Source organism: Paenarthrobacter sp. NPDC089322 (assembly GCF_040684895.1).
In the GTDB taxonomy this organism is placed as follows: Bacteria; Actinomycetota; Actinomycetes; order Actinomycetales; family Micrococcaceae; genus Arthrobacter.
The window spans coordinates 31,085-52,660 of sequence record NZ_JBFBGW010000019.1; the positions used below are offsets into that span (position 1 = coordinate 31,085).

General features: G+C 63.2%; 25 protein-coding genes. 9 read left to right on the plus strand and 16 right to left on the minus strand.

From position 1 onward, the window contains the following. Positions 1–50 precede the first annotated feature (50 nt). From AB0N65_RS16745 to AB0N65_RS16760, 4 genes are read right to left on the minus strand one after another with little or no spacing between them, the layout of a single operon-like run. Entirely contained in the window at positions 51–1,391 is a 1,341-nt protein-coding gene (locus AB0N65_RS16745) for an MFS transporter (protein ID WP_364164022.1), read from the minus strand. Between the two features lie 57 nt (positions 1,392–1,448). Next, on the minus strand, positions 1,449–2,462 hold the full coding sequence (locus AB0N65_RS16750) for an allophanate hydrolase (RefSeq protein WP_364164025.1): 1,014 nt from the start codon (positions 2,460–2,462) through the stop codon (positions 1,449–1,451). Continuing rightward, on the minus strand, positions 2,459–3,187 hold the full coding sequence (locus AB0N65_RS16755; protein ID WP_364164028.1) for a carboxyltransferase domain-containing protein: 729 nt from the start codon (positions 3,185–3,187) through the stop codon (positions 2,459–2,461). Before AB0N65_RS16755 ends, AB0N65_RS16750 begins: the two co-directional genes overlap by 4 nt. Position 3,188: 1 nt before the next feature. Beyond that, positions 3,189–3,977: a 5-oxoprolinase subunit PxpA gene (locus AB0N65_RS16760; RefSeq protein ID WP_364164031.1), complete on the minus strand. Its 789-nt coding sequence runs from the start codon at positions 3,975–3,977 to the stop codon at positions 3,189–3,191. A gap of 354 nt (positions 3,978–4,331) precedes the next feature. Here AB0N65_RS16760 and AB0N65_RS16765 point away from each other — a divergent pair, with 354 nt between their 5' ends. Further along, positions 4,332–5,276: a LysR substrate-binding domain-containing protein gene (locus AB0N65_RS16765; RefSeq protein WP_364164034.1), complete on the plus strand. Its 945-nt coding sequence runs from the start codon at positions 4,332–4,334 to the stop codon at positions 5,274–5,276. A gap of 123 nt (positions 5,277–5,399) precedes the next feature. Then, positions 5,400–5,621, plus strand: coding sequence for a hypothetical protein (locus AB0N65_RS16770; protein ID WP_364164037.1), 222 nt, complete (start codon positions 5,400–5,402; stop codon positions 5,619–5,621). 257 nt (positions 5,622–5,878) lie between these two features. Here AB0N65_RS16770 and AB0N65_RS16775 read toward each other — a convergent pair whose 3' ends face one another. Beyond that, positions 5,879–6,553, minus strand: a complete 675-nt coding sequence (locus AB0N65_RS16775; protein ID WP_364164039.1) for a 4-carboxy-4-hydroxy-2-oxoadipate aldolase/oxaloacetate decarboxylase — start codon at positions 6,551–6,553, stop codon at positions 5,879–5,881. Between the two features lie 18 nt (positions 6,554–6,571). Beyond that, positions 6,572–7,780, minus strand: coding sequence for an aspartate transaminase (locus AB0N65_RS16780; protein ID WP_364164042.1), 1,209 nt, complete (start codon positions 7,778–7,780; stop codon positions 6,572–6,574). Positions 7,781–8,079: 299 nt separating this feature from the next. On the opposite strand from AB0N65_RS16780, the gene AB0N65_RS16785 reads away from it, so the two are divergent. Both AB0N65_RS16785 and AB0N65_RS16790 read left to right on the plus strand, forming a co-directional pair. Continuing rightward, a complete protein-coding gene (locus AB0N65_RS16785; protein ID WP_364164045.1) occupies positions 8,080–8,706 on the plus strand; it encodes a hypothetical protein in 627 nt (208 codons plus the stop codon). Positions 8,707–8,760: 54 nt separating this feature from the next. Continuing rightward, positions 8,761–9,123, plus strand: a complete 363-nt coding sequence (locus tag AB0N65_RS16790; RefSeq protein ID WP_364164048.1) for a nuclear transport factor 2 family protein — start codon at positions 8,761–8,763, stop codon at positions 9,121–9,123. 84 nt (positions 9,124–9,207) lie between these two features. Here AB0N65_RS16790 and AB0N65_RS16795 read toward each other — a convergent pair whose 3' ends face one another. The 7 genes from AB0N65_RS16795 to AB0N65_RS16825 all read right to left on the minus strand — a co-directional run bounded on the left by AB0N65_RS16795 (position 9,208) and on the right by AB0N65_RS16825 (position 16,635). Continuing rightward, entirely contained in the window at positions 9,208–10,050 is an 843-nt protein-coding gene (locus AB0N65_RS16795; RefSeq protein ID WP_364164051.1) for an aldolase/citrate lyase family protein, read from the minus strand. Between the two features lie 99 nt (positions 10,051–10,149). Next, complete coding sequence (locus AB0N65_RS16800) at positions 10,150–10,953, minus strand: HpcH/HpaI aldolase/citrate lyase family protein (protein WP_364164054.1); 804 nt, start codon at positions 10,951–10,953, stop codon at positions 10,150–10,152. After that, positions 10,938–11,723 carry a 2-oxo-hept-4-ene-1,7-dioate hydratase gene (gene hpaH / locus AB0N65_RS16805; RefSeq protein WP_364164057.1) on the minus strand — a complete coding sequence of 262 codons (786 nt, stop codon included), beginning with the start codon at positions 11,721–11,723 and terminating at the stop codon, positions 10,938–10,940. Before hpaH ends, AB0N65_RS16800 begins: the two co-directional genes overlap by 16 nt. Positions 11,724–11,726: 3 nt before the next feature. Beyond that, entirely contained in the window at positions 11,727–12,821 is a 1,095-nt protein-coding gene (gene hpaD, locus AB0N65_RS16810; RefSeq protein ID WP_364164060.1) for a 3,4-dihydroxyphenylacetate 2,3-dioxygenase, read from the minus strand. A 105-nt stretch (positions 12,822–12,926) separates the two neighbouring features. Continuing rightward, positions 12,927–14,438 carry a 5-carboxymethyl-2-hydroxymuconate semialdehyde dehydrogenase gene (gene hpaE, locus AB0N65_RS16815; protein WP_364164062.1) on the minus strand — a complete coding sequence of 504 codons (1,512 nt, stop codon included), beginning with the start codon at positions 14,436–14,438 and terminating at the stop codon, positions 12,927–12,929. Between the two features lie 12 nt (positions 14,439–14,450). Next, on the minus strand, positions 14,451–15,131 hold the full coding sequence (locus AB0N65_RS16820) for a GntR family transcriptional regulator (RefSeq protein WP_364164065.1): 681 nt from the start codon (positions 15,129–15,131) through the stop codon (positions 14,451–14,453). Between the two features lies 1 nt (position 15,132). After that, entirely contained in the window at positions 15,133–16,635 is a 1,503-nt protein-coding gene (locus AB0N65_RS16825; RefSeq protein ID WP_364164068.1) for a fumarylacetoacetate hydrolase family protein, read from the minus strand. Positions 16,636–16,819: 184 nt separating this feature from the next. Between AB0N65_RS16825 and AB0N65_RS16830 the strand changes: the two genes are divergently transcribed. Then, positions 16,820–17,389 (plus strand): YdeI/OmpD-associated family protein, encoded by a 570-nt coding sequence (locus AB0N65_RS16830; protein WP_364164071.1) that lies wholly within the window; start codon positions 16,820–16,822, stop codon positions 17,387–17,389. Positions 17,390–17,432: 43 nt separating this feature from the next. Then, entirely contained in the window at positions 17,433–18,134 is a 702-nt protein-coding gene (locus tag AB0N65_RS16835; RefSeq protein ID WP_364164074.1) for an alpha/beta hydrolase, read from the plus strand. Between the two features lie 51 nt (positions 18,135–18,185). On the opposite strand, the gene AB0N65_RS16840 is transcribed toward AB0N65_RS16835, so the two are convergent. Next, the gene (locus AB0N65_RS16840; RefSeq protein ID WP_364164077.1) at positions 18,186–18,635 is read right to left on the minus strand and encodes a hypothetical protein; all 450 of its coding nucleotides are present in this window, start codon (positions 18,633–18,635) and stop codon (positions 18,186–18,188) included. Positions 18,636–18,818: 183 nt separating this feature from the next. Between AB0N65_RS16840 and AB0N65_RS16845 the strand changes: the two genes are divergently transcribed. The 3 genes from AB0N65_RS16845 (at position 18,819) to AB0N65_RS16855 (ending at position 19,846) form a co-directional block, all read left to right on the plus strand. Further along, positions 18,819–19,007 (plus strand): CsbD family protein, encoded by a 189-nt coding sequence (locus tag AB0N65_RS16845; protein ID WP_364164080.1) that lies wholly within the window; start codon positions 18,819–18,821, stop codon positions 19,005–19,007. A gap of 313 nt (positions 19,008–19,320) precedes the next feature. Further along, positions 19,321–19,593, plus strand: a complete 273-nt coding sequence (locus AB0N65_RS16850; RefSeq protein WP_364164082.1) for a GlsB/YeaQ/YmgE family stress response membrane protein — start codon at positions 19,321–19,323, stop codon at positions 19,591–19,593. Beyond that, entirely contained in the window at positions 19,586–19,846 is a 261-nt protein-coding gene (locus AB0N65_RS16855; RefSeq protein WP_364164085.1) for a hypothetical protein, read from the plus strand. The genes AB0N65_RS16850 and AB0N65_RS16855 overlap by 8 nt, the downstream gene beginning before the upstream one ends. A 61-nt stretch (positions 19,847–19,907) precedes the next feature. Here AB0N65_RS16855 and AB0N65_RS16860 read toward each other — a convergent pair whose 3' ends face one another. Further along, the gene (locus AB0N65_RS16860) at positions 19,908–20,480 is read right to left on the minus strand and encodes an isochorismatase family cysteine hydrolase (RefSeq protein ID WP_364164088.1); all 573 of its coding nucleotides are present in this window, start codon (positions 20,478–20,480) and stop codon (positions 19,908–19,910) included. A 56-nt stretch (positions 20,481–20,536) separates the two neighbouring features. Then, a complete protein-coding gene (locus tag AB0N65_RS16865; RefSeq protein WP_364164091.1) occupies positions 20,537–21,484 on the minus strand; it encodes an SDR family oxidoreductase in 948 nt (315 codons plus the stop codon). Between the last annotated feature and the right edge of the window lie 92 nt (positions 21,485–21,576).

The following is a 21,576-nucleotide window of genomic DNA, read 5'->3' on the forward strand; positions in this document are numbered from 1 at the left end:
GGGAGCGGGCGCCGTCTGTCAGCAAGGGCGCCCGCCCGGGTGGTAAATGCTTAGGCGTCCCGTAGCGGTTCGTGGGCCCGGTCCTTGACCGTGCTGACCGCGATGAGCGTGCCGAGGGCCGTGACCACTGCGTAGAACGCCGGCATGTAGATGTTGCCGGTGCTGCTGATCAGCCAGGTCATGAGGAGCGGAGCCGTGCCGCCGAAGAGGGCCGAGGAGATGTTGTAGCCGAGGCCGTAGGCGGAGTAGCGGACGCGGGTGGGGAACAGTTCCACGATCAGGATGTGGATGACTGCGGTGTGTCCGGCGAACACGATGGCCATGATGCAGGCACCCAGGATAGCCAGGCCCATTTCGCCGGTCGCGATGAGGGCGTAGGACGGGATGCCCAGCACTGCCATGGCGATAGCGGAACCTGCAATGACCTTCTTGCGGCCTACCTTGTCCGACAAGGCGCCCATGAACGGGATGGCGATGCAGATGATGACCAGGCTGCACGCCGTGACAAGGAGTGCTTCGCCGATGGTGAAGTTCAATTGCTTGCCCTTGAGGAACGTGGGCATGTAGGAGAAGAGGACGTAGTAGCCGGAGCCGTTCATCAGCGGGATGAAGAGGGCCAGGAGCATGGCGCGGCGGTGCTCAGCGGACTGGAAGGCTTCCTTGAGCGGGTTCTTGGAGAGGCCGCCCTCTTCCTTCAGCTTTTCGAAGTTGGGGGTGTCGCTGATGGCCTTGCGGATGTACCAACCGATGACGCCCATGGGGATGGCGACCAGGAACGGGATGCGCCACGCGAACGAGCCGAAGCCGCCGCCGTCGATGGCCGCTTGGGTGAGCCAGGGAGACATGGCGTAGGCAACCAAAGTACCGGTAAGGAGGGCTGCGAAGGAGGCAATCTGCGCGAAGGAGGTGATGACGCCACGCTTGCCTTCAGGTGCGTGCTCGGCGAGGAAGGTCATGGCGCCGGCAGCTTCGCCGCCCACGGAGAACCCTTGGATCAGGCGCATGAGGACAAGGAGGATCGGAGCGGCAATACCAATGGCCGCGTACGGCGGCAGCAGGCCGATACCGGCTGTTGCCACACTGATCAGGAGGATGACAAAGACCAGTAGCTTTTGCCTGCCGATACGGTCTCCAAGGTAACCACACACAACAGCGCCGAGCGGACGGACGAAGAACGAAACCGCGTACCCTGCGAACACGAAGAGCAGCGCGTTGTCCGGATTGCCGGGGGCCAGGAACACGAGTGCGAGCGTTCCCGCCATGAAGGCGAAGATGCCGTTGTCGTAGAGTTCCACGAAGATGCCAACACACCCTGCGGTGACAACCTTGCGGGTTTGGCGGCCCGTGAGCCGCTCATGCTGCGCCGGCGCAGCGTTGGTGCTTGCGGTCATGACTTTTCCTTACTGAGATGAGCGTAGCAACGCCTACTAGGTATGACGACAGGTTCTTTAGCTGCATGCCGCAACTGGTAGGTCCTGCCACTGGGGACGGCATCCGATGCCGAGGAGTCCGAAGACGGTGTTGACGGATTCGCGGAGTGTTTCAAGTTGGGCCCGCGAGCGCCGATGGGCGGCAGTTGCTTCTGCCACTGTGGTTTTCCGAAAACGGACTTTGTCCCCTGGCCGTGCTTGGGCCAGGACATCCAGTCCGGTGCTGGTGACCACTGCCAGGACGGGATACCCGGCGGTGACGCCGCGTCCCCGGTGCAGTACCAGCAGTTCTTCCCTGGAGGGAACCTCGACGGCGCCCACTGGCACACCGCGCGAAAGCACCTCACCGCTTGAGGTTCTTTCCGGCAGTTCCCCGCCGAGCCGCAGGCCGATGTGGTTGCTGCGTCCGCTGACGGTGTACTCGGAGGAGAAGAGCAGTTCACCGGAGGCGCCGAACTCGGCGACGTCCGGTCCGTCGGTCACGTCAACCGACAGGTCTGATCCGATGCTTGGCCGGTCCAGGCCGAGCCGGAAAAGGGGAAGATCGAAGTACGGCTGGCGAACCGGACCAACGCTGCGCCGGGTGGCGAGCGTGGTTCCTTCCTTCAACTGCAGGCCGAATCCCACCACCGTGTCCGGGGCAGCACTGCCGAGCAGCGTTTCTGCCTCGACGGATCCGTGGATGGCCAAGTAGGCGCGGAGGCCGCGGTTGATTCCCCGGATGGACACTGATTCGCCGGCACGGACGGACACCGGTTCCCATTGGCTGCACGGGCGGCCACCAACGGTAAGTGTGAGCGGCGCCCCGGTGACAGCGATCAGGATGTCTACCGTAGCCTTCATCCGGAAGTCGAGGGCAGTGATTTCCACGAGGGGATCGTTGTCTGCGTTTCCGGCCAGGATGTTGGCCGCACGGGCCGAGTACTGGTCGAGCGCGCCGTTGACCGGAAGCCCGAAGCGGGGTCCGCGCGTGCGTCCGAGGTCGGTGACGACGGAGTTGCCCGGCTGCTGGATGAAGATCCCGCCGTTCATGGCCTCACACCTGGTTCCAGTTCCATCCCTGCGTACGCAATAAACTCGTCGTGGGCGATCTCCCGGAACCGGAGGATGTCGCCCGGTTTGTAGGGAACCAGGGGTTCGCGACGGATGTTCAGCACGGACAACGGGGTCCGGCCGATGACGCACCAGCCGCCGGGAGCCACCGCCGGAGCGATGACTGCCTGGCGACCCGCAACTGCCACGGCGCCCGCGGGAACACTCAACCGGGGATCCTTCAAACGCGGCACGGGCTTCGGAAAAGCGGGACCATCCATCATGGGCGAACCCGCAGGAGCGCCCAGGCATCGGACGGTGTAGGTCTTTTCGGTGTGGAGGCGGATGACTTCCTCGGTGGAGATGCCCTGGTGCTCGGCTACGTTCTCCAGGTCCGGGCCATACTCTCCGCCGTAAACCACGGGTACGTCGAACTCGCGGGGAGCCACGCTGTTGCCCGTGGCGCGGCCCAGTTCAGCGAGGCCAAGCTTGACGAACGCCTGCATCTGGCCGGCAGAAACCACTACGGGATCGTATTCAACCAGGACTGAATCGTAGGTGGGAACCGCGCCGTGCAGGCCCTCGGCTCCGCAGCTTTCCAGCCAGTCGGCCAGCCCGTGGACGGTCAGCCAGTTCTCTTCGCCGGCCTCCGAAATCGCGACGACCCGAAGTGCAGAATCACCGGATTCGTAGATCTCGGTGGGAGTCACTGTCAGCGGGGACATGTCAGGCCGCCTTCTTCTTTGCGTCCATGACCTCAGCCAGCGGGGCGATGCGGACGCCTGCGGAGATGAGCTCGGAGCGGATCTGCCGTGCAAGGTTTACGGCTCCGGGATTGTCGCCGTGCAGGAGGACGGTATCGACAGTGATGTCCATGTCCACGCCGTTGGCGCAGCGGATCTTGCCGTCGACCACCATGCGAAGGGTCCGCTCCACGATGTCCGCGGGGTCATGCAGCACGGCGCCCGGCTGGTTGCGGGGAACCAGCGTGCCGTCTTCCTGGTAGGCGCGGTCCACGATACCGACGATTGCCACGTCCAGCCCGGCCTTGCTCGCTGCGGCTGCCAACTCGCCTTCCTGCGCAACGATGATGAGTTCCTTGTCCACACGCGCTGCGGCATCAGTGACGGCGTGGGCGTAGTCGGCCCGGACAGCCACGAGATTGCCGAGGCGTCCGTGGGGCGCGAGGTGGGTGACCTTGGTGCCGTGGAAAGCGGCGAAGCCATTCAAGGCTCCCAACTGGTAGAGCACATCGTTTTGAACCTCGGCCGCGGTCAGGCCCATGTCCCGGCGTCCGAAGCCGCGCAGGTCAGGGAAGCTCGGATGCGCACCGATACCCACCCCGCGGCGAACACATTCAGCGACGGTTGCGGCCATGATGTCCGGATCGCCGGCGTGGAAACCGCAAGCGATATTGGCGCTTGAAACGATCTCGAGGAGCTCGGAATCGTCGCCGATGGTGTAGGCGCCGAATCCTTCTCCGAGATCCGCAACAAGATCAATTACCGGGTTCACGTGTTTCTCTTTTCGTGGTCAGTGCATTTACGATTCCAAAAATTGCAAAAGACCATCAAGAGTCAGGTTGAATTTCCGGAAAAGCGGCGGTTGTTCAGGTGGTTCAAAACTTCGCCTAAGGTTCTTCCAGAAGTCTCGCACCCGCCAACTGCCTTGCACAAAGACCTAATCGCTATCCCGTGATAGGTCTCCGTTATGACCTGCGACACCCGGCACAGTGGTGCGGGTCCCACCACCGGCGGCCACCCGCCGTCGTGCTTTCCCTCCGGAGCTTGAACGACGACGGCGGCCTGCACCCAAGCGGTTGGCGCGGTGCTGGTGCGTCTATATTTGAACAACCAGAAAGGTGGATCCATGGACACGCGGAAGCTCTCATACTTCGTGCAGATCGTTGACTCGGGGAGCATCACCAAGGCCGCGGCCGCGCTCCATGTGGCCCAACCTGCTCTCAGCCAGCAGGTGTCCGCGCTGGAGAACGATCTCAAGCAGCGGCTGCTGATCCGCAGCAAGCAAGGCGTTGAACCGACTGCCGCCGGGCACACGCTGTACCGTCATGCACAGTCGATCCTTCGCTTGGTGGAGCAGGCCCGGCAGGACGTCGCAACCTCCGGAGCCGCACCTTCGGGCAGGGTCTCCATCGCCATCGCGCCGTACAGCATGGCCTCGAGCCTCACGCCGCAGATCATCAGCGAAGTCGGCCGCCGCTACCCGGACATCGTGGTGCATCTGACGGAGATTTTTGGCGGTGTGCTCAGCGAAGCCATCAAAAACGGACGCCTCGACATGGCCCTCATCTACGAACCCGGCAAGATCCGCGGCGTGCAGTTCACCACCATGATCGTGGAAGACCTTCATTTGGTGGTCCACCCGGATGTGGACATTAACCACGGAAAGGACACCGTCACCCTGGAGGAGGCCAGCACAGTAGGACTGTTCCTGCCCGAGAAGAACCACACCCTGCGCCAGATCATCGAAAAGGGCCTGACTGACCTCGGCCGGCCATTGCGCCTGGTAGGCGAAGTCGAGTCGGTGCCTTCCCTGACACGGCTCATCCGCGCCAACCTGGGAGGAACCGTCCTGCCCAAGTCCGCCGCCGACGCACTCTTCCCGGACCAGGACTTCAAAGTGCTGCGGATCGTCGAGCCCGGCCTGCAAAGCAAGATCGCCTTGTGCACCCCGGACCACGAGCCGCTCTCAGAGGCTGCGTCCGCCGTGCTCCTGGTGGTCAAGGAGATGCTGCATCAACAACTGATGTCCAAGTACGGAGCGGACCCCGTCCAGCTGCCCGCGCATCCATAATAAAGTCTTATCCGGACAGACAGCTTTGGTCTTATTCAACGCCGTTTTAATTTCCTACCATCGAATTAACAACAAATTCGAGGCAGCTCACAGATTCCGCGGGCACGTTCAAAGGATAAAACGGTGAAAAAGATCAGCACCACCGGATGGGTTTCCAATCCAACCCGCGGAACGATCAGCGCACGAACCGGATTTCACTGCCCACGAAATGGCTTCTGGCGTCCGATCGGCGGAATTGGTGAGCCCCTGTTTGTCTTTGAAGGAAGCCTCATGCCCGCGCACGCTGGAAACAGCATCGAATGGCACCTCGTGGACACCCGGCCCGGCCACTCCGGACTGGACTGAACCCGTCCGGACGCTGCGGCACCCAAGCCGGCCAGCCGCCGTCGTACCTTAACCAAAGCTGCACCGCACCCAAGGCGCCCTGACCCGTGAATACGGGCACGGCGCCTTTGTTGTGCCTGTTGCCGTTGTGCCTGTTACGCCGGCGGCGGGCGTCACGGCGGCACTACTCCACGGCGGGGCTCACGGGGCGGCCGCGGCACGGCAAAGGGGCCGGCCACCGCTCGTCAGAAACGCGGCAGCCGACCCCCGGTGGGGGCTTAGTCCTCCACCAACAGCCCCTTTTCCTTGAGTTTCTCCGTGAGGCCGCAGAGCTCGATGGTGTTGCCGCCGTCGTGGTAGAGCTTGATGAGCTCGCGCTCGTGGTCGTCACGGGCCTGGGACAGGGCGATGACTTCCTCGGCCTCTTCACGGCGGACCACAACCACGCCGTCAGCGTCACCGCGGAGAATGTCGCCGGGGTAGATGATCTCGTCGCCGAACACGAGCGGGTGGTTGATCGGGCCGAGGGTTTCCTTGACGGTGCCCTTAATGCTGACGCTGCCGGAGAACACCGGGAGGCCGAGTTCGATCAGGTCCTGGGTATCGCGGACGCCGGAGTCGGTGACCATGGCGGCGATGCCCTTGGCCTTCATGGCGTTGCCCAGGACGTCGCCGAACGTTCCGGCCTCGGCCATTTCCTGCGCACCAACCAGGACGACGTCACCGGCCTGCGCGTAGTGGATGGCCACTTGCAGCATGAGGTTGTCCTGCGGCGCGCAGGCCACAGTGACGGCCGGACCGCAGAAGGACATGGAACGGTCGATCGGCTTGATCCTGGAGCTCAGCGCGCCGCGGCGGCCCTGTGCTTCGTGGATCGTGGCCGAGGAAAACTTGGCGAGGCGGGCGACGACGTCAGCCTCGGGGCGCTCGAACTTGGTTTTGACGTGGATCATGGCGGGTTCCTTACGTTTCTAGGACAGGGCGTTGACAGCGTCGCGAACGGCGTCGACACCGGCGGTGATGGTCTCCAGCGAGGTAGCGAAGGAGATCCGGAAGTACGGGCCGAGGCCATAGGCCGAGCCTTGGATGACAGCTACGCGGGCGGCGTCCAGCAGGTAGAGCGTGAAGTCTTGGTCGTTCTCGATCACGCGACCGTCGGGCGCGGTCTTGCCGATCACGCCGGAGCAGTTCACGTATGCGTAGAACGCGCCTTCCGCCGGAGCCACGGACAAGCCGTTGATGGCGTTCAAACCTTCGACGGCGGCGTCCCGGCGCTTACGGTAGACCTCCACACTGTCGCGGACGAACGATTGGTCACCGTTGAGCGCGGCAGCTGCGGCCGCCTGGCTGATCGACGACGGGCAGGAGGAGGTCTGCGACTGCAGTTTGTTCATCGCGGCGATCAGCGGCGCCGGACCCACTCCGTAGCCAAGGCGCCATCCGGTCATTGCGTAAGCCTTGGAGACGCCGTTGACCAGCAGGATCCGGTCCTTCAACGCGGGCACTGCGGTGACCAGGCTCGTGACGCGGCCTTCTCCGAAGTACACCTCGTCGTAGATCTCGTCGGTGAGGACGAAGACGTGCGGGTTCTCATCCAGCACCGCGCCGAGTGCCTGAAGTTCGTCGTGGGAGTAGACGGCGCCTGTCGGATTTGAGGGTGCGTTGAGGATCAACCACTTGGTCTTGGGGGTGATTGCCGTTGCCAGTGCAGCGGGCGTGAGCTTGAAGCCGGTATCCTCACCGCAAGCGACGATCACGGGGGTGCCGTCGTTGGCCAGAACCATATCCGGGTAGGAGACCCAGTACGGCGCCGGGACGATCACCTCATCGCCTTCGTTGAGCGACGCCATGAGTGCCACGTACAGAACCTGCTTGGCGCCGCCCCCGATGGTCAACTGCTTGCTCCCGTAGTGGTGGCCGGTGTCCCGCTCGATCTTGTTCAGGACGGCGGCCTGCAGCTCAGGAGTGCCGGTGACCGAGGTGTACTTGGTTTCGCCATCTCTAATGGCGGCAACTGCTGCTTCTTTGATGTGATCCGGGGTGTCGAAGTCCGGTTCGCCGACAGTCAGGTCGATGATCGGAACGCCTTCGGCTTTCAGTTCGCGCACGCGGGCAGCTGCGGCGACGCTGGCTGAGGCTTTGATGCGGGTAACCCTCGACGCCGGCAGGAACTCGGACATGTCTCCTCCAGGAATGTGGAACTCGGGACGCGCGGATTCGTGCATCCCCTTTTTCGAGACTAGGTACTGGTTCGCGTGGTGGATAAGACCTAATGTGCGTGGATTCATAAGGGGGTCTTATGACGAAGCCTTGAACTACGGGCCGTCCTCACGTACGCGCACGATTTGGCTTGATTCAGGCACCTATCCATGCACTTTGCTTATGGGTTCACGCGGTATTGGTATTTCCGTGGTGAGGTGGACGCTGCCTAGATTCGATGGGTCAGCAGTCGTCTGCGCACTGTTTCTGGAGGAGGCCCATGCCAGGCAAGATCGCGCCAGTACAGTCGCTGCCCGTCCCCGGGCGGCCGGCTGCGGGACCGGCTGCAGGGCCGGCAGCGGGGCCGGTCGCGGGGCCGGCAGCGGGGCCGGACGCGGGACCGCAAGCGCGGTCCGCGACTGGCAGGTACACCTACCGTGCCAAGGCTCCCACAGCGCAGCGCTCCCCCAACGAAGACCACGCCAAGCTGGTCCATGCCCTCGGAGTACACCGGCAGCTCATTTCCCATGCAACGAGTGCCATCCGAACCTTGACCGCGGCCCGCAACGAGATGATGGCACAGGCTGTTGAGGACGGCCTAACGCCGGCCATGATTGCCGCTGTGACCGGGGAAAACCTGCGTGCGGTGCGGACCATAGCCTTGGCTTATGACGATCTGCATGTCAGCGGAATTCGTAGAAGCACACAGTTGGCGGCCTTGAAGGCCAAGAGCCAGGAGTTGGAAGCTGCCGGCAAGCACCGGCAACAGATCACGGAACGCCGGGAAGCCCTCATCGTCGTTGCCCTGCGCAATGGGGTGTGCGATGAACTGGAACTCGCTTCCCTCACCGGGCTGACCCCTGACCACATCCGTCGGAGCACACGCAGCCTCGCCCGCTCGGCCTAATGCGCCAGGCTCTTTGCCGTTGAACCTGCACTTCCGGCGGGGTAGAACGGAGGGATGACTGACGTGAACGCATGGATGGATCAGTACCTACGCGCGTGGACCTCCAACGAACCGGACGAAATAAGGGCACTGTTCACCGAGGACGCCGTCTACAACACCCGGCCGAACAGCGATTCCCCGTGGCGTGGGCACGACGAAATCGTGAGAGAGTGGTCCGGCGACTCAGCGGATCAGCCAGAGGACTGGACCTTCGAGTGGACGCTCCTGGGCAGGGACGGGGACACCGCGTTCATCCAAGGGCTCACCACGTATCTCAACGGGGAGCCCACGTACGACAACCTTTGGGTGATTCGTTTCGCGGAGGACGGCCGGGCCCGCGATTTCACGGAGTGGTTCATGGCGCGCAAGCCCAACTAGGTCGCATTTAAGCGCGTTTTGAGGGCTCAAAACGTGCTTAACTGCGACTCAGTTGGGTGAGCCCACGCCCGTGAGCCCGCCCAATCAGCCCGCCCGGTCCAGGCGCTCGGCCGCCGGTTCGTGCAGGGACTCCACAACCGGCGCGGCACCACGGATGAACTTCTCAGCAAACACTTCCGACGCCCGGGCGAGCACCACCACGTCGGCACCCACGAGCGCGAACGCCGCACCTGCGTCCAGGTAGGCCCTCGCGATCTCCTCGTTGAAGGCGTTCACCCCGGCCGGCTTTCCGGCCGCGCCCGCCGCGGCGAGGCAATGCTCGACGACGGCACGCACCAAGGGATTCTCGTGCTGTCCCAGCAGGCCCATGGACGCGGCAAGGTCGGACGGCCCAAGGAAGATCCCGTCCACGCCATCCACTGCGAGGATCTCCTCGACAGCAGCGGCCGCGGCTTCGGACTCCACTTGGACCGTGACACTGACGGTGTCGTCGGCTTGTGCCAGGTAGTCGGGGATCCTGTTCCAGCGGGAGGCCCGGGCCAGCGCCGAGCCCACCCCGCGGATGCCAAGCGGCGGGTACCTCACGGCAGCCACGGCAGCTTCGGCTTCCAGCGCCGAGTTGACCATGGGCACCAGGAGGTTCTGTACGCCGAGGTCCAAGTACTGCTTGATCACCACGGGGTCGTTGACCGGCGGCCTGACCATGACCTGAACGGGATAGCCGCTCACGCTGTGGAGTTGGCCGAGGATGGACTCTATGCCGTTGGGGCTGTGTTCAGCATCGATCAGCAGCCAGTCCAGCCCGGACCCTGCGCAGATCTCCGCCACCAACGGGCTTCCGGAACACACCCACATGCCCACCAAGGGTCTGGCCTCGGTTTCAAGCACCGAATAGAACGTGGGATGTGGCACTGGACGGATAGACATCGCACAGCTCCCATAGTCCGAATCCGCGGGTAGATAACACTGTTGTACCCCCTTGGGTGCCCTTGAAACCAGAGGATTGGGAGGCGGTTAAATTGCGGTTCAGTAACTCTCCGGGGCCCCGTCTTTTGCGGGATTCACATACTCGGCGGCCAACGCTTCCGACGCCCTGGCGAGCACGGCGACATCCGCGCCGACCAGCACAAAGGAGGCACCGGCGTCGAGATAGGCGCGGGCTGTTGCCGGGTTGAAAGCATTGACGCCAGCCGGTTTACCGGCCGCTTTCGCGGCTGACAAACAGCGTTCGACGGCGGCACGCACCTCCGGGTGTTCCTGCTGTCCCAGGAGGCTCATCGAGGCGGCGAGGTCGGAGGGCCCGAGGAAGATGCCGTCCACGCCATCCACGGCCAGGATCTTGTCCACTGCCTCAACTGCGGCAGCGGATTCGATCTGGACCGTGACGCTGACAGTGTCCGAAGCACCGGCCAGGTATTCCGGCACCCGGTTCCACCGTGAGGCCCGGGCCAAGGCCGACCCAACTCCCCTGACGCCGTGCGGCGGGTACCTCACGGCGGCAACCGCGGCGGCGGCCTCGTCGGCGGAGTTCACCATGGGTATCAGGAGGTTTTGCACACCGAGATCGAGGTACTGCTTGATGAGCACGGTGTCGTTGACCGGCGGACGGACCATCACCTGGACGGGGTACCCGTAGGAGGCCTGGAGTTGGGACAGGATGGACTCGAGGCCGTTGGGGCTGTGTTCGGCGTCGATCAGGAGCCAATCCAATCCGGAACCGGCACAGATCTCGGCCACGAGGGGGCTGCCGGAGCACACCCACATCCCGGCCAAGGGCCTGTCCGCTTCCGCGAGCGCCTGATAGAAGGTAGGTCCTAGTCGAACTGGCACGTTACCACTCCCAAGGGTCCGTAGTCGGCATGGACAGTGTCACCTTTGTACACCCACATCGGACGCGTGAACGAGCCGGCCAGGATGATGTCGCCGGCCTTCATGGAGTCCCCGTGCGCGGCGATTTTGTTCGCCAACCAGTGCACGCCGTTGGCAGGGTGGTCCAGGACACCGGCGGCCACGCCGGTCTCCTCGACGGTCTGGTTCTTGTACAGGATCGCGGAGACCCAGCGCAGGTCCACCGCATCCGGCTTCACGGGGCGGCCGCCGATCACCATGGCACCCATCGCGGCATTGTCCGAGATGGTGTCCACGATGGTCCGGCCCTCCATTTCGATCCTGGAGTCCAGGATCTCGAGGGCCGGAACCACGTAGTCGGTGGCGTTGAGGACGTCGAAGATGGTGCAGCCGGGCCCCTTCAAGGAGTCCTTCAGGACGAAGGCGAGCTCCACCTCAACCCGGGGGTGGGTGTATTTGTCCCACTCCACGGAGCAGCCCGTTTCCAGGACCATGTCATCGAAGATCGCACCGTAGTCCGGCTCGGTGATGCCCGTGGCAGCCTGCATGGCCTTGGACGTGAGGCCGATCTTCCGCCCCACCAACGTTCGCCCGGCTTCCTCGTTCCGCTGGCGCCACAATTGCTGCACGGCGTAGGAATCCTCCACCGTCATCTCCGGGTAGCGCGCTGTCAGGCGTGGCACCGGCTTGCGGTTCCGGCCTGCTTCAACGAGTTCGTCGGCTATGGCTTCGATCGTCTTCGCGTCCATCATGGCTTAGACCTGGGCCCCCAGTTTGAAGCCCGCCGCGCCGGCGCCGGATTCCTCCGGACGGGTGTACGAGAAGCCGTCGGCGCCCACAGTGACTGCCATTTCGGACTTGTCTTCGCGTTCGATCACCGGCTGCGGATTGCCGTCCAGGTCCAGGACGAGTGAGGCCTCGGTGTACCAGGACGGGACCACGGGGTTGCCCCACCAGTCACGGCGCTGGTTGTCGTGGACGTCCCAAGTGACGGTGGGGTTGTCCGGATCGCCGGTGTAGTAGTCCTGGGTGTAGATCTCCACGCGGTGGCCATCCGGGTCCAGGATGTAGAGGTAGAACGCGTTGGACACGCCGTGGCGTCCGGGGCCGCGTTCAATCCGGTCGGAGATGCGCAGGGCGCCCATCTTGTCGCAGATCTGGATGATGTTGTGCTTCTCGTGCGTGGAGAATGCGATGTGGTGCAGGCGCGGACCGTTGCCTCCGGTCAGGGCGGTATCGTGCACGGTCTGCTTGCGGTGCATCCACGCAGCGTACGTGACACCGTCGGAGTCCTTGATGTCTTCGGAGACCCGGAAACCGAGATCCTCGAGGTACTTCCGGCCACGCGGGACGTCCGGGGTGACCTGGTTGAAGTGGTCCAAGCGGACCAGTTCACCGGCGGAGTACAGGTCATAGCGCTGCGTGAGCCGCTCGACGTGCTCCACCTCGTAGAAGAACTCGTACGGGAAGCCCAAGGGATCCTCCACGCGGACGGAGTCGCCCACGCCTTTGGTGAAGCCTTCCTTGCGGCGCTCCACCCGGCAACCGAGTTCGCGGTAGTAGGCCTCGGCGGCGTCCACTTCGGCCGGGGACTTCACCCGGTACGCGAACGCTGCGGCTGCAGCCACCGGTCCCTTGCGCAGGACCAGGTTGTGGTGGATGAACTCCTCGAAGGAGCGCAGGTAGATGGTGTTCTCGTCTTCTTCGGTGACGTGCAGGCCCAGGAGGTCCACGTAGAACGCGCGGGACTTGGCCAGGTCCGTGACGACGAGTTCGAGGTACGCGCAGCGGACGATGTCGGGCGCAGGGACTGTAGGGGTAGGAATAGGGCCGGTGAAGGGGTTGCTCATGATGGTCTCTCTTCGTTGAAAGGTTTGCTTGTGGTTACCCAACTAGGTCGCATTTGTGCGCGTTATGACGGCTCAGAACGCGCACTATTGCGACCTAGTTGGGTGCTAGGCGCCGAATTTGGGGGTGTGGACGGATCCGAGGGTGATGTGCACGGCTTGCTGGTCGGTGTAGAAGTCGATGGAGCGGTAACCGCCTTCGTGGCCCAGGCCGGACGCTTTGACGCCCCCGAACGGGGTGCGGAGGTCGCGGACGTTGTGGCTGTTGAGCCACACCATGCCGGCCTCGACGTTCTGGGAGAAGTTGTGGGCCCGCGTCAGGTTCTGGGTCCAGATGTAGGCCGCCAGGCCGTACTTGGTGTTGTTCGCCAAGGCGAGGGCTTCGTCGTCGTTCTCGAACGGCGTGATGGCCACGACGGGACCGAAGATTTCCTCCTGGAAGATCCGGGCGTCAGGCGCGACGTCGGCAAACACCGTGGGTGCGATGTAGTTACCTTCGGGGAGGTGGTCGGGTCGACCTCCCCCGGCGAGGAGGCGGCCTTCGGACTTGCCGATCTCCACGTACGACGCCACCTTTTGGTAGTGCTCGGGGTGGACGAGCGCACCGACCTGGGTCTTGGGATCGTGGGGGTCACCGACCACGATGTTCCTGGCCCGGGCGGCGTACTTTTCGCAGAATTCGTCGTAGATGGCCCGCTCTACGAGGATGCGGGAACCGGCGGTGCAGCGTTCGCCGTTCAGGGAGAACACACCGAACAGGGCTGAATCCACCGCGGCGTCAACGTCGGCATCAGCGAACACGACGCATGGGGACTTGCCGCCAAGCTCCATGGACAAGCCCTTGAGGTTGGCCGCAGCGTTGCGGAAGATCGTCTGGCCGGTGGTGGTCTCGCCGGTGAAGGAGATCAGCGGAACGTCCGGATGCTTCACCAGCGCATCGCCGGCTTCCTCGCCCAGGCCGTTGACGAGGTTGAACACCCCGTCCGGCAAGCCTGCGTCCTTGAAGATCTGCGCCCACAGGGACGCGGACAAAGGCGTGAACTCGGCTGGCTTCAGGACGACGGTGTTGCCCGTGGCCAAGGCCGGGGCGAGCTTCCAGGACTCCAGCATGAACGGAGTGTTCCACGGAGTGATCAGGCCTGCGACACCGATCGGCTTGCGGTTCACGTAGTTGATCTGCGAACCCGGAACCTTCATGGCGTCGTCGAATTGCGCCACGATCAGGTCAGCGAAGAAGCGGAAGTTCTCCGCAGCACGGAGTGCCTGGCCCTTGGCCTGGGTGATCGGCAGGCCGGTATCGAACGTCTCAAGCTCGGCGAGCCGGGCTTCCTGTGCCTCCACGGCGTCGGCGATCTTGTTCAGCACCCGGGCACGCTCGCGGGGCTTCATCTTCGGCCACGGCCCGTTCACGAACGCTTCACGGGCAGCCGCGACGGCGAGGTCGATGTCTTCCTTCTGCCCGGCCGCGGCGGTGGCGTAGTTCTGGTTGGAGACGGGGTCCAGGACATCGAACGTCTTGCCCGACACGGAGTCAACGAACTCGCCGTTGATGTAGTGCTGGATGTACGTCGGCAGGTTTTCGGGGACGTAATGCTTGGTGGCTTCTACTGAGGTCGTCATCGTTGAGTTCCTTTAGTTGGTCGTTGCGAGGTATGCGTCCAGGGTGGCGGCGCGGTGCTGGCGGGCTGCTTTTTCGATGGTGTCGGCGTCTGCTCCGGACTCGATGAGTTGCAGCAGGGCTTCGTGTTCGCGCACGGATTCCCGGGCCCGGCCGGGTACGAACCGGAACGTGGAGGACCTCAGCGAGGCCAGCCGGTTCCAGCCCCGGTGGACGAGGTCAAGGATGTGCGGGTTGGGGCAGTGTTCAAAGAGGACGCTGTGGAAGTCCTGGTTCAGTGCGGTGAAACGCACGGGGTCAAAGTGTTCCAGGCATTCACGCATCTCCTCGTTGACCGCGCGGGCGCGGGCAATGGAGACCGCATCGATCAGCGGAGCGGACAACGCCGTGGCGGCACCCTCCACGATGCTGAGCGTCTGCATGGTGTACAGGTACTCGGTGGGGTCGATGCCGGACACCGTTGCGCCGACGTTCCGTTCGAACTTCACCAGCCCTTCGGCTTCCAGGCGGCGGATCGCCTCCCGGACGGGCACAACGCTGAAGCCCAGGTCCTCGGCGATCTTGGCGAGCACCAGCCGGTAGCCCGGCGTGTAGGTGCCTTCCACGATCCGCGCTTTCACGGCCTCATACGCTTGCTGGGACTTGCTTTGGGCGGCGCTTTCGACGGCGGCGCTCCCGACGGCGGTTTCAGTCACCTCAGGCTCCTTCCGGGTTCGTGCCCTTGGAAGCGACCCATTCCTGGTACCGGGCCTGCCATTCCTTGTTCATCGGGTACAGGCCGTCTACGCTGTTGCCTTCCTGGACCATTTGGAAGATGAACACTTCTTCCTTTTCCTGGGCGATGCAGTCATCGACGAGTTCTTCGGCGATGGCCGGCGGGATGACCAGGATGCCGTCGGAGTCGGCCACGATGATGTCTCCGGGCTGGACGGTGGCGCCGCCGCAGGCGATGGTGATGTCCGTGTCCCAGGGGATGTGGCGGCGGCCGAGCACGGCCGGGTGCGGGTTCGCGAAGTACGTGGGCATCTCCAGGCCCGCCACGGCGGAATAGTCGCGGACGCCGCCGTCGGTAATGATCGCCGCGGCACCACGGACTTGTGCGCGCAACGCGAGGATGTCCCCCACCGTGCCCGTTCCCTTCTCGCCGCGGGCTTCCATGACCAGGATTTCGCCCTCGTTGACCGAGTCGATGGCTCGCTTCTGCGCGTTGAAGCCGCCTCCGTGGGACTTGAAAAGGTCCTCACGGTTGGGCACGTAGCGCAGGGTCCGGGCCAGGCCCACTACTTTCCGGTCCGGGCGGGTGGCCTGCAGCCCGTCGATGCTGACGTTGTTCAAGCCGCGCTTGCGCATTTGCGAAGACAAGGTTGCGGTCGCGACGGATTCGAGTTTGGCCTTCAGCTCCGGCGTCAACACGCTCGCGGCAGGCGCCAAGCCGGCGGCTTCGCGGGATCCGTAAGCCTCTTCCCGCTGCGTGTCATCGGTCTTGGGCCGGGCACCGAAGTCCGCGAACGGCGTCGTACCTTCCGTCACTTTGGTGGTCAGGCGGCCGGTGCTGAAACCGCCTCCGGTGACCTCGATTTCCACCACATCTCCTGGTGCAGCCACGGATGCGCCGGCCGGGGTGCCTGTGAGGATAATGTCGCCCTCTTCGAGGGTGAGCAGCTGGGAAAGGTCGGCAACAAGTTGCGCGAACGGGAAAAGCAGGTCCTCTGTGGTGTCGTCCTGGACGAGCTCCCCGTTATGCCAGGTGCGGATGCGCAAGGCTGCGGGGTCCACGGCGTCGGCCGGGATCAGCGCCGGGCCAACCGGGGTGAACCCATCACCGCCCTTGGACCGGACGTTGGAACCCTTGTCCGCGTAACGGAGATCGTAAACGCCGAGATCGTTGGAGGCGGTGACCCACTCAACGTGGCTCCAGGCATCCTCAAGTCCTACCCGCCGGGCGGATTTTCCAATCACCAGCGCGATCTCGCCCTCATACCCGAGTAGTTCGCAGCCGGCCGGGCGCTCCACCGTCCCGGGAGCCTCAGCCGAGCCAAGCGCCAAGGACGAGGAAGGCTTCAGGAAGTACGACGGCTGCGCGGGAGTGCGCCCACGCTGGGCTGCGCGGCTGGGGTAATTGATGTGGACCGCGATGACCTTGCGCGTCCGGGCCAGTAGATCCTGGCTGGCTTCCTGCGTCCGGAACTCCAGTGTCACGTCGCCTCCTGCTGGATGGAAATCTGGTGCTTTGGCTATCAAGTACGAAATCGTATACGAAAACTATGGACCCGTAACGTGACCCGCGTCAACCCCCCCCACTTTGACCGTTGGAACCCACACCTGTGGTGTCATGAGGCGTGACACCACCCACTATTGCGAGGCCGATCCTGAGAGGACGTGCATGGCGGAGAAGCATGAACCGGAACTCCTGAAGTTCGCCAACGGAGCCGAGTGGGAGGCCTGGCTCGAGGAGAACCACTCTCAGCAAGCCGAAGCCTGGCTGGTGATTGGAAAGAAGAACGCAGGCACGGGCCTGATCAACATCGGGGAAGCCTTGGACGGCGCCCTGTGTTTTGGCTGGATTGACGGTCAACGGAGAGGCAATGACCAGACAACGTTCCTGCAGCGGTATTCGCGGCGCCGGAATCGAAGCACATGGTCGCAGGTGAACGTCGGCAAGGTAGAGGCATTGATCCGTGAAGGGCGCATGCGGCCCGCCGGTTTTGCAGAAATTGAGGCGGCCAAGGCGGATGGCCGCTGGGATGCAGCCTACGTCTCGCAGGCCAACGTCGAAGTTCCGGAAGATCTCCAAGCCACTTTGGCGGGCAACGCTGAAGCCAACGCCGCCTTCGAACGCCGGGGAAAAACGGACAGGTACCTCTTGATCCTGCCTATCCTCAATGCCAGGACGCAGGAGGCACGGTCAAAGGCCTTGACGGCAGCCGTGGAGAAGCTCACGCGGGGCTCCTGACGGACCCCTACTTAATGTCAGCGGGCTCCCGTAGGGTACGGGCATGGACATCATCCTGGTACCTGGCTTCTGGTTGGACGCGTCGTCGTGGGAGGAGGTGACGCCGGCACTCGTCGCAGCGGGGCACTCAGTGCATCCGCTCACACTGCCCGGACTCGAATCCGTGAACGCTCCCCGCGCCGGCATCGGGCTCCGCACACACATCGATGCCGTGGTGGAAAAAGTCGATTCCCTCGATGGCAAGGTCGTCCTGGTTGGCCATTCGGGTGGTGGCGCGATCATCCATGGCGTTGTGGACACCCGGCCGGACCGGGTGGCCCGCGCAATTTACGTAGACAGCGGACCACTCGGCGAGGGCGGCGTCATCAACGATGAACTGCCCGACGACGGTGACGATGTTCCGCTGCCGCCATGGGAAGGCTTCGAGGACGCCGACCTCACAGATCTCACCGACGAACTAAAGGAAAAGTTCCGCGCACGGGCCATCCCGGAACCCAAGGGCGTCGCTTTTGACCAACAACGCCTGCACGACGTCCGCCGCTACGACGTTCCAGCCACGATCATCGCCTGCGAGTTCCCCTCGTCCATGCTCAACGAAATGATGGACGCTGGGCACCCCTTCACCGAAGAACTCGCACGCATCCGCAAAGTGGACTTCATTGACCTGCCCACCGGCCACTGGCCCCAATTCACCAAACCCGCCGAGCTGGGCCAAGCGATCCTGGAAGCTGTGGGGCGCGCTTAATGGCGGACGACGGCGGAACCCGACTCAGGCGTAGACCTACAGTTCCGTAAATCAGGCTTTGGGCGGCGTATTTGTGGCTGGACCTTCCGGCGCTGCGCCGCCCTCGTCCGTCCAATCGCTGCCCGTAGCATCGTCACGTGCGGGATCGGTGATGACGTCAGGCTTCACCGGCGGCACGGATGTGGTGGTGGCATCGGATTTCACCGTTTCTGTCCGCTGACCGGCCTCTGATCGCTGACCGGATTTGCCTTCCAGGATGCCCGGGAACATGGCCTCGGCCCTCTCCAGGAACTTCCTGCCGGCAGCGTAAAGATTGTCCAAAATGTCCGGGACTGATTCCTGGACCGCCTCGCTGGCTTGATGGACGTTCTCTTGAACCTCAGGGTTCTTCCATACCTTCTCGGCACCCCCGCGGACTCGCCGGTACACCTCCGGCCAGGACTTGGACCCCCACACGTACCCGACGGCAACGCCCGCGGCGAACAATGCTTTCCCTTTCACGGGATCAACTCCTTTCGAGGTGTTTATTCCTACGACACTAGTCGCGCCACCACCCACTGTCACGCGAACATTCGGCAGCCGGTTAATACTCATTTGCCGAATTCAAACTTTCGACTAAACTTTAATGCCAACCAGCGGAAAACCGCAGGCAGGAACCGCATCACAACCCGAGGAGTGAAAACCATGGGACTGGATGACAAGATCAAGAATGCCGCCGAAGATCTTGGCGGCAAGGCCAAGGAAAAGACCGGTGAAGCCACCGGGGACAGGGACCTCCAGGCTGAGGGTGTCGGCGATCAGGCATCGGCAAACGTGAAGCAGGCTGGCGAGAAGGTCAAGGACGCCGCCAAGGACGTCTTCGACGATAAGTAGCCGCAATACAGCGCACGCAGGCCGGACGCCGGGGTCCAACGGTGCAGGGCGGCGAGATAGTCAGGTTACTTGCTGTTGCTCACGCGACCGGCTAGCGTTGCTGTTGTAGTACTACTAACCGAACCAATCGGCAGGAGTGCTTTTGGCCGTACTTAACAATTTCATCGGGGGCTGCAATGGTGTTCCGCTCCCCCTATTCCCCCGGGCCTGAAATGGCCCTGTTAAGGTGCTCAGAATCCGGAACAAACACCCGATGAACTGAACGCTTCACAGAGTTCATGGAATTTCCATCAACAAGAAAGCAGGAGCAAAAATGGGTTTCTTTGGTTTCCTTTTGCTCGGCCTTTTGGCCGGCGCTATCGCTAAGCTTATTCTTCCCGGACGCCAGGGCGGCGGCTGGTTCGTGACACTTCTCCTCGGCGTCGTGGGCGCCTTGCTGGGCGGGTGGATCGGCGGCCTGATCTTCGGCGAGGGACTCACGGAATTCTTCGCGATCCGAACATGGCTCCTCGCGATCGGCGGTTCGCTCATCGTCCTGCTGGTCTACGGTCTGGTCACCAACCGCCGCCGGACCCACCATGGCTAACGAGCAAACTCCCGGCGCCAACGGCGAAGAATTCGAAGGCCAGTATGCCGAGGGTGACTACGGAGACGCTGGCGCGTCGCCGGAGGCACTCAAGGAGGATGCCGGAGGGGACTACACCGAGGGCGACTACGCCGAGAAGACCGTTCCTTCTGCCGATGCAGAGCTGGACGAGCACAACACAGAAGATGTTCCTCGGGACCGGCCCTTCTCGTCCGAACCGGATGACGAAGCTTCCGGCTCCGGCCATCCGTAGGAATTGAACAGCAAGTAAAGAACCCGGAGCCTTCAGGCTCCGGGTTCTTTGCGTTTGCCCCCTACGCGCCGGGCAGTGACGAGGCTGAACTGAAGAGGTTCAAGACCTCGTCCAACGGCAGAACGCGCTGGCGATACTCACGAGTGAGCACTCGCAGGACAGCCTCGGCAGCCTCCGGGTTCTCTGTTGCGATGGCCTCGGCGGCGTAGATCACCCTGATGTTGTGGGCGAAGGCGTCGGCAGCGGTCTGGGCTATGCAGTTGTGGGCAGACACGCCGGCCAGGATGACGGTGTCCACGTCCCAATTCCGCAGGCGCATTCCCAAGTCGGTGCCCATGAAGGTGCTGTCCCGGGTCTTCACCATTTGGGGGATGTCCGTCGTCAGGAGGCCGGGGACGAACTTCGCTTGGTCACTACCCCTGAAAATGAAGCCTTGGTCGTCATCCAGCATGTTCAGGCTCCACGTTGATTTGTCCCGTTCATGCTCCGTGCACACCAAGAGAACGTTGACACCGGCCTCGCGTGCCGCGCTGGTCAAGGAGTTGCAGGCCGCTACAACCTCTTCCTGGCGGCGTTTCAAGGCCGGCTCCTCGAAAAATGCGTTCTGCATATCAATGACGAGTACTGCGATCATTCAGTCAGCCACCTTCCTCCCCTGTCGATGTGTCCGGTTGTGCTCTACGTTGAGGCTCAAAGGCCCTTGCCGCCCGTTACCGGAAGAACTGCTCCGGAGATGTAGGAACCTTCATCGGATGCGAGCAGAACGTACGCGGGTGCCAACTCTGCGGGTTGGCCTGCGCGGCCCAGAGGGGTGTCCTGCCCGAACGTCGGCAGCTTGTCCGGCCACTCCGTAGCGGGGATCAACGGCGTCCAGATCGGTCCTGGCGCCACGGCGTTGACCCGGATGCCCTTGGGGCCAAGTTCCTCGGCCATCGCTTTGGTGAAAGCTACTTGGGCGGCCTTGGTCATGGCGTAGTCAATGAGCTGCGCGGAAGGGTTGAACGCCTGGATGGACGCCGTGACAATGATCGAGGCTCCTGGACGGAGGTGCGGAATGGCTGCCTGGGCTGTCCAGATCAACGAGTACAGGTTGGTCTTGAAGACACGGTCGAACTCCTCGGTGGGGATCGTCTCCAGTCCCTCGCGGTTCTTCTGGTACGCGGCATTCAGGACCACCACGTTGAGCCCGCCGAGCTCCTGCACTGTGCGTTCCACGATTTCGGCTGCGAAGCTTTCATCCCGCGCATCGCCGGGAAGCAACAAAGCCTGCGCTCCGCACTCGCGGATCCATTCCGCCGTCGACCTTGCATCTTCCTCTTCCTCAGGCAGGTAGCTAATGGCCACGTTGGCGCCTTCTCGGGCATAGGCGATGGCTACGGCCGCACCGATGCCTGAATCGCCACCCGTGATTAGAGCTGTCTTGCCTTGGAGGCGGCCGTGCCCTACGTAGCTGGATTCACCATGATCCGGCTGGGGTTCCAGGGGTTTGGTCAGCCCGGGCTGTTCCTGTTCTTGCTGCGGGAATTCATCGGAGTGGTATCCGCTGCGGGGGTCCTTGGGCGCCGACGTCAGGCGGTGGCCTTGCCGGTCCTCGTCTTTCTGCTGCACTTCAGGCTGGTTCGGATCGGCGTTAGTCATGGTTATGCCCTTTCTCAGATCTCTGATTCCTGGCCTTCGCGGCGCATAATGCTCTCGTCAGTTGGCTGTACCCCGGGCCCCTGCCTTCTAAA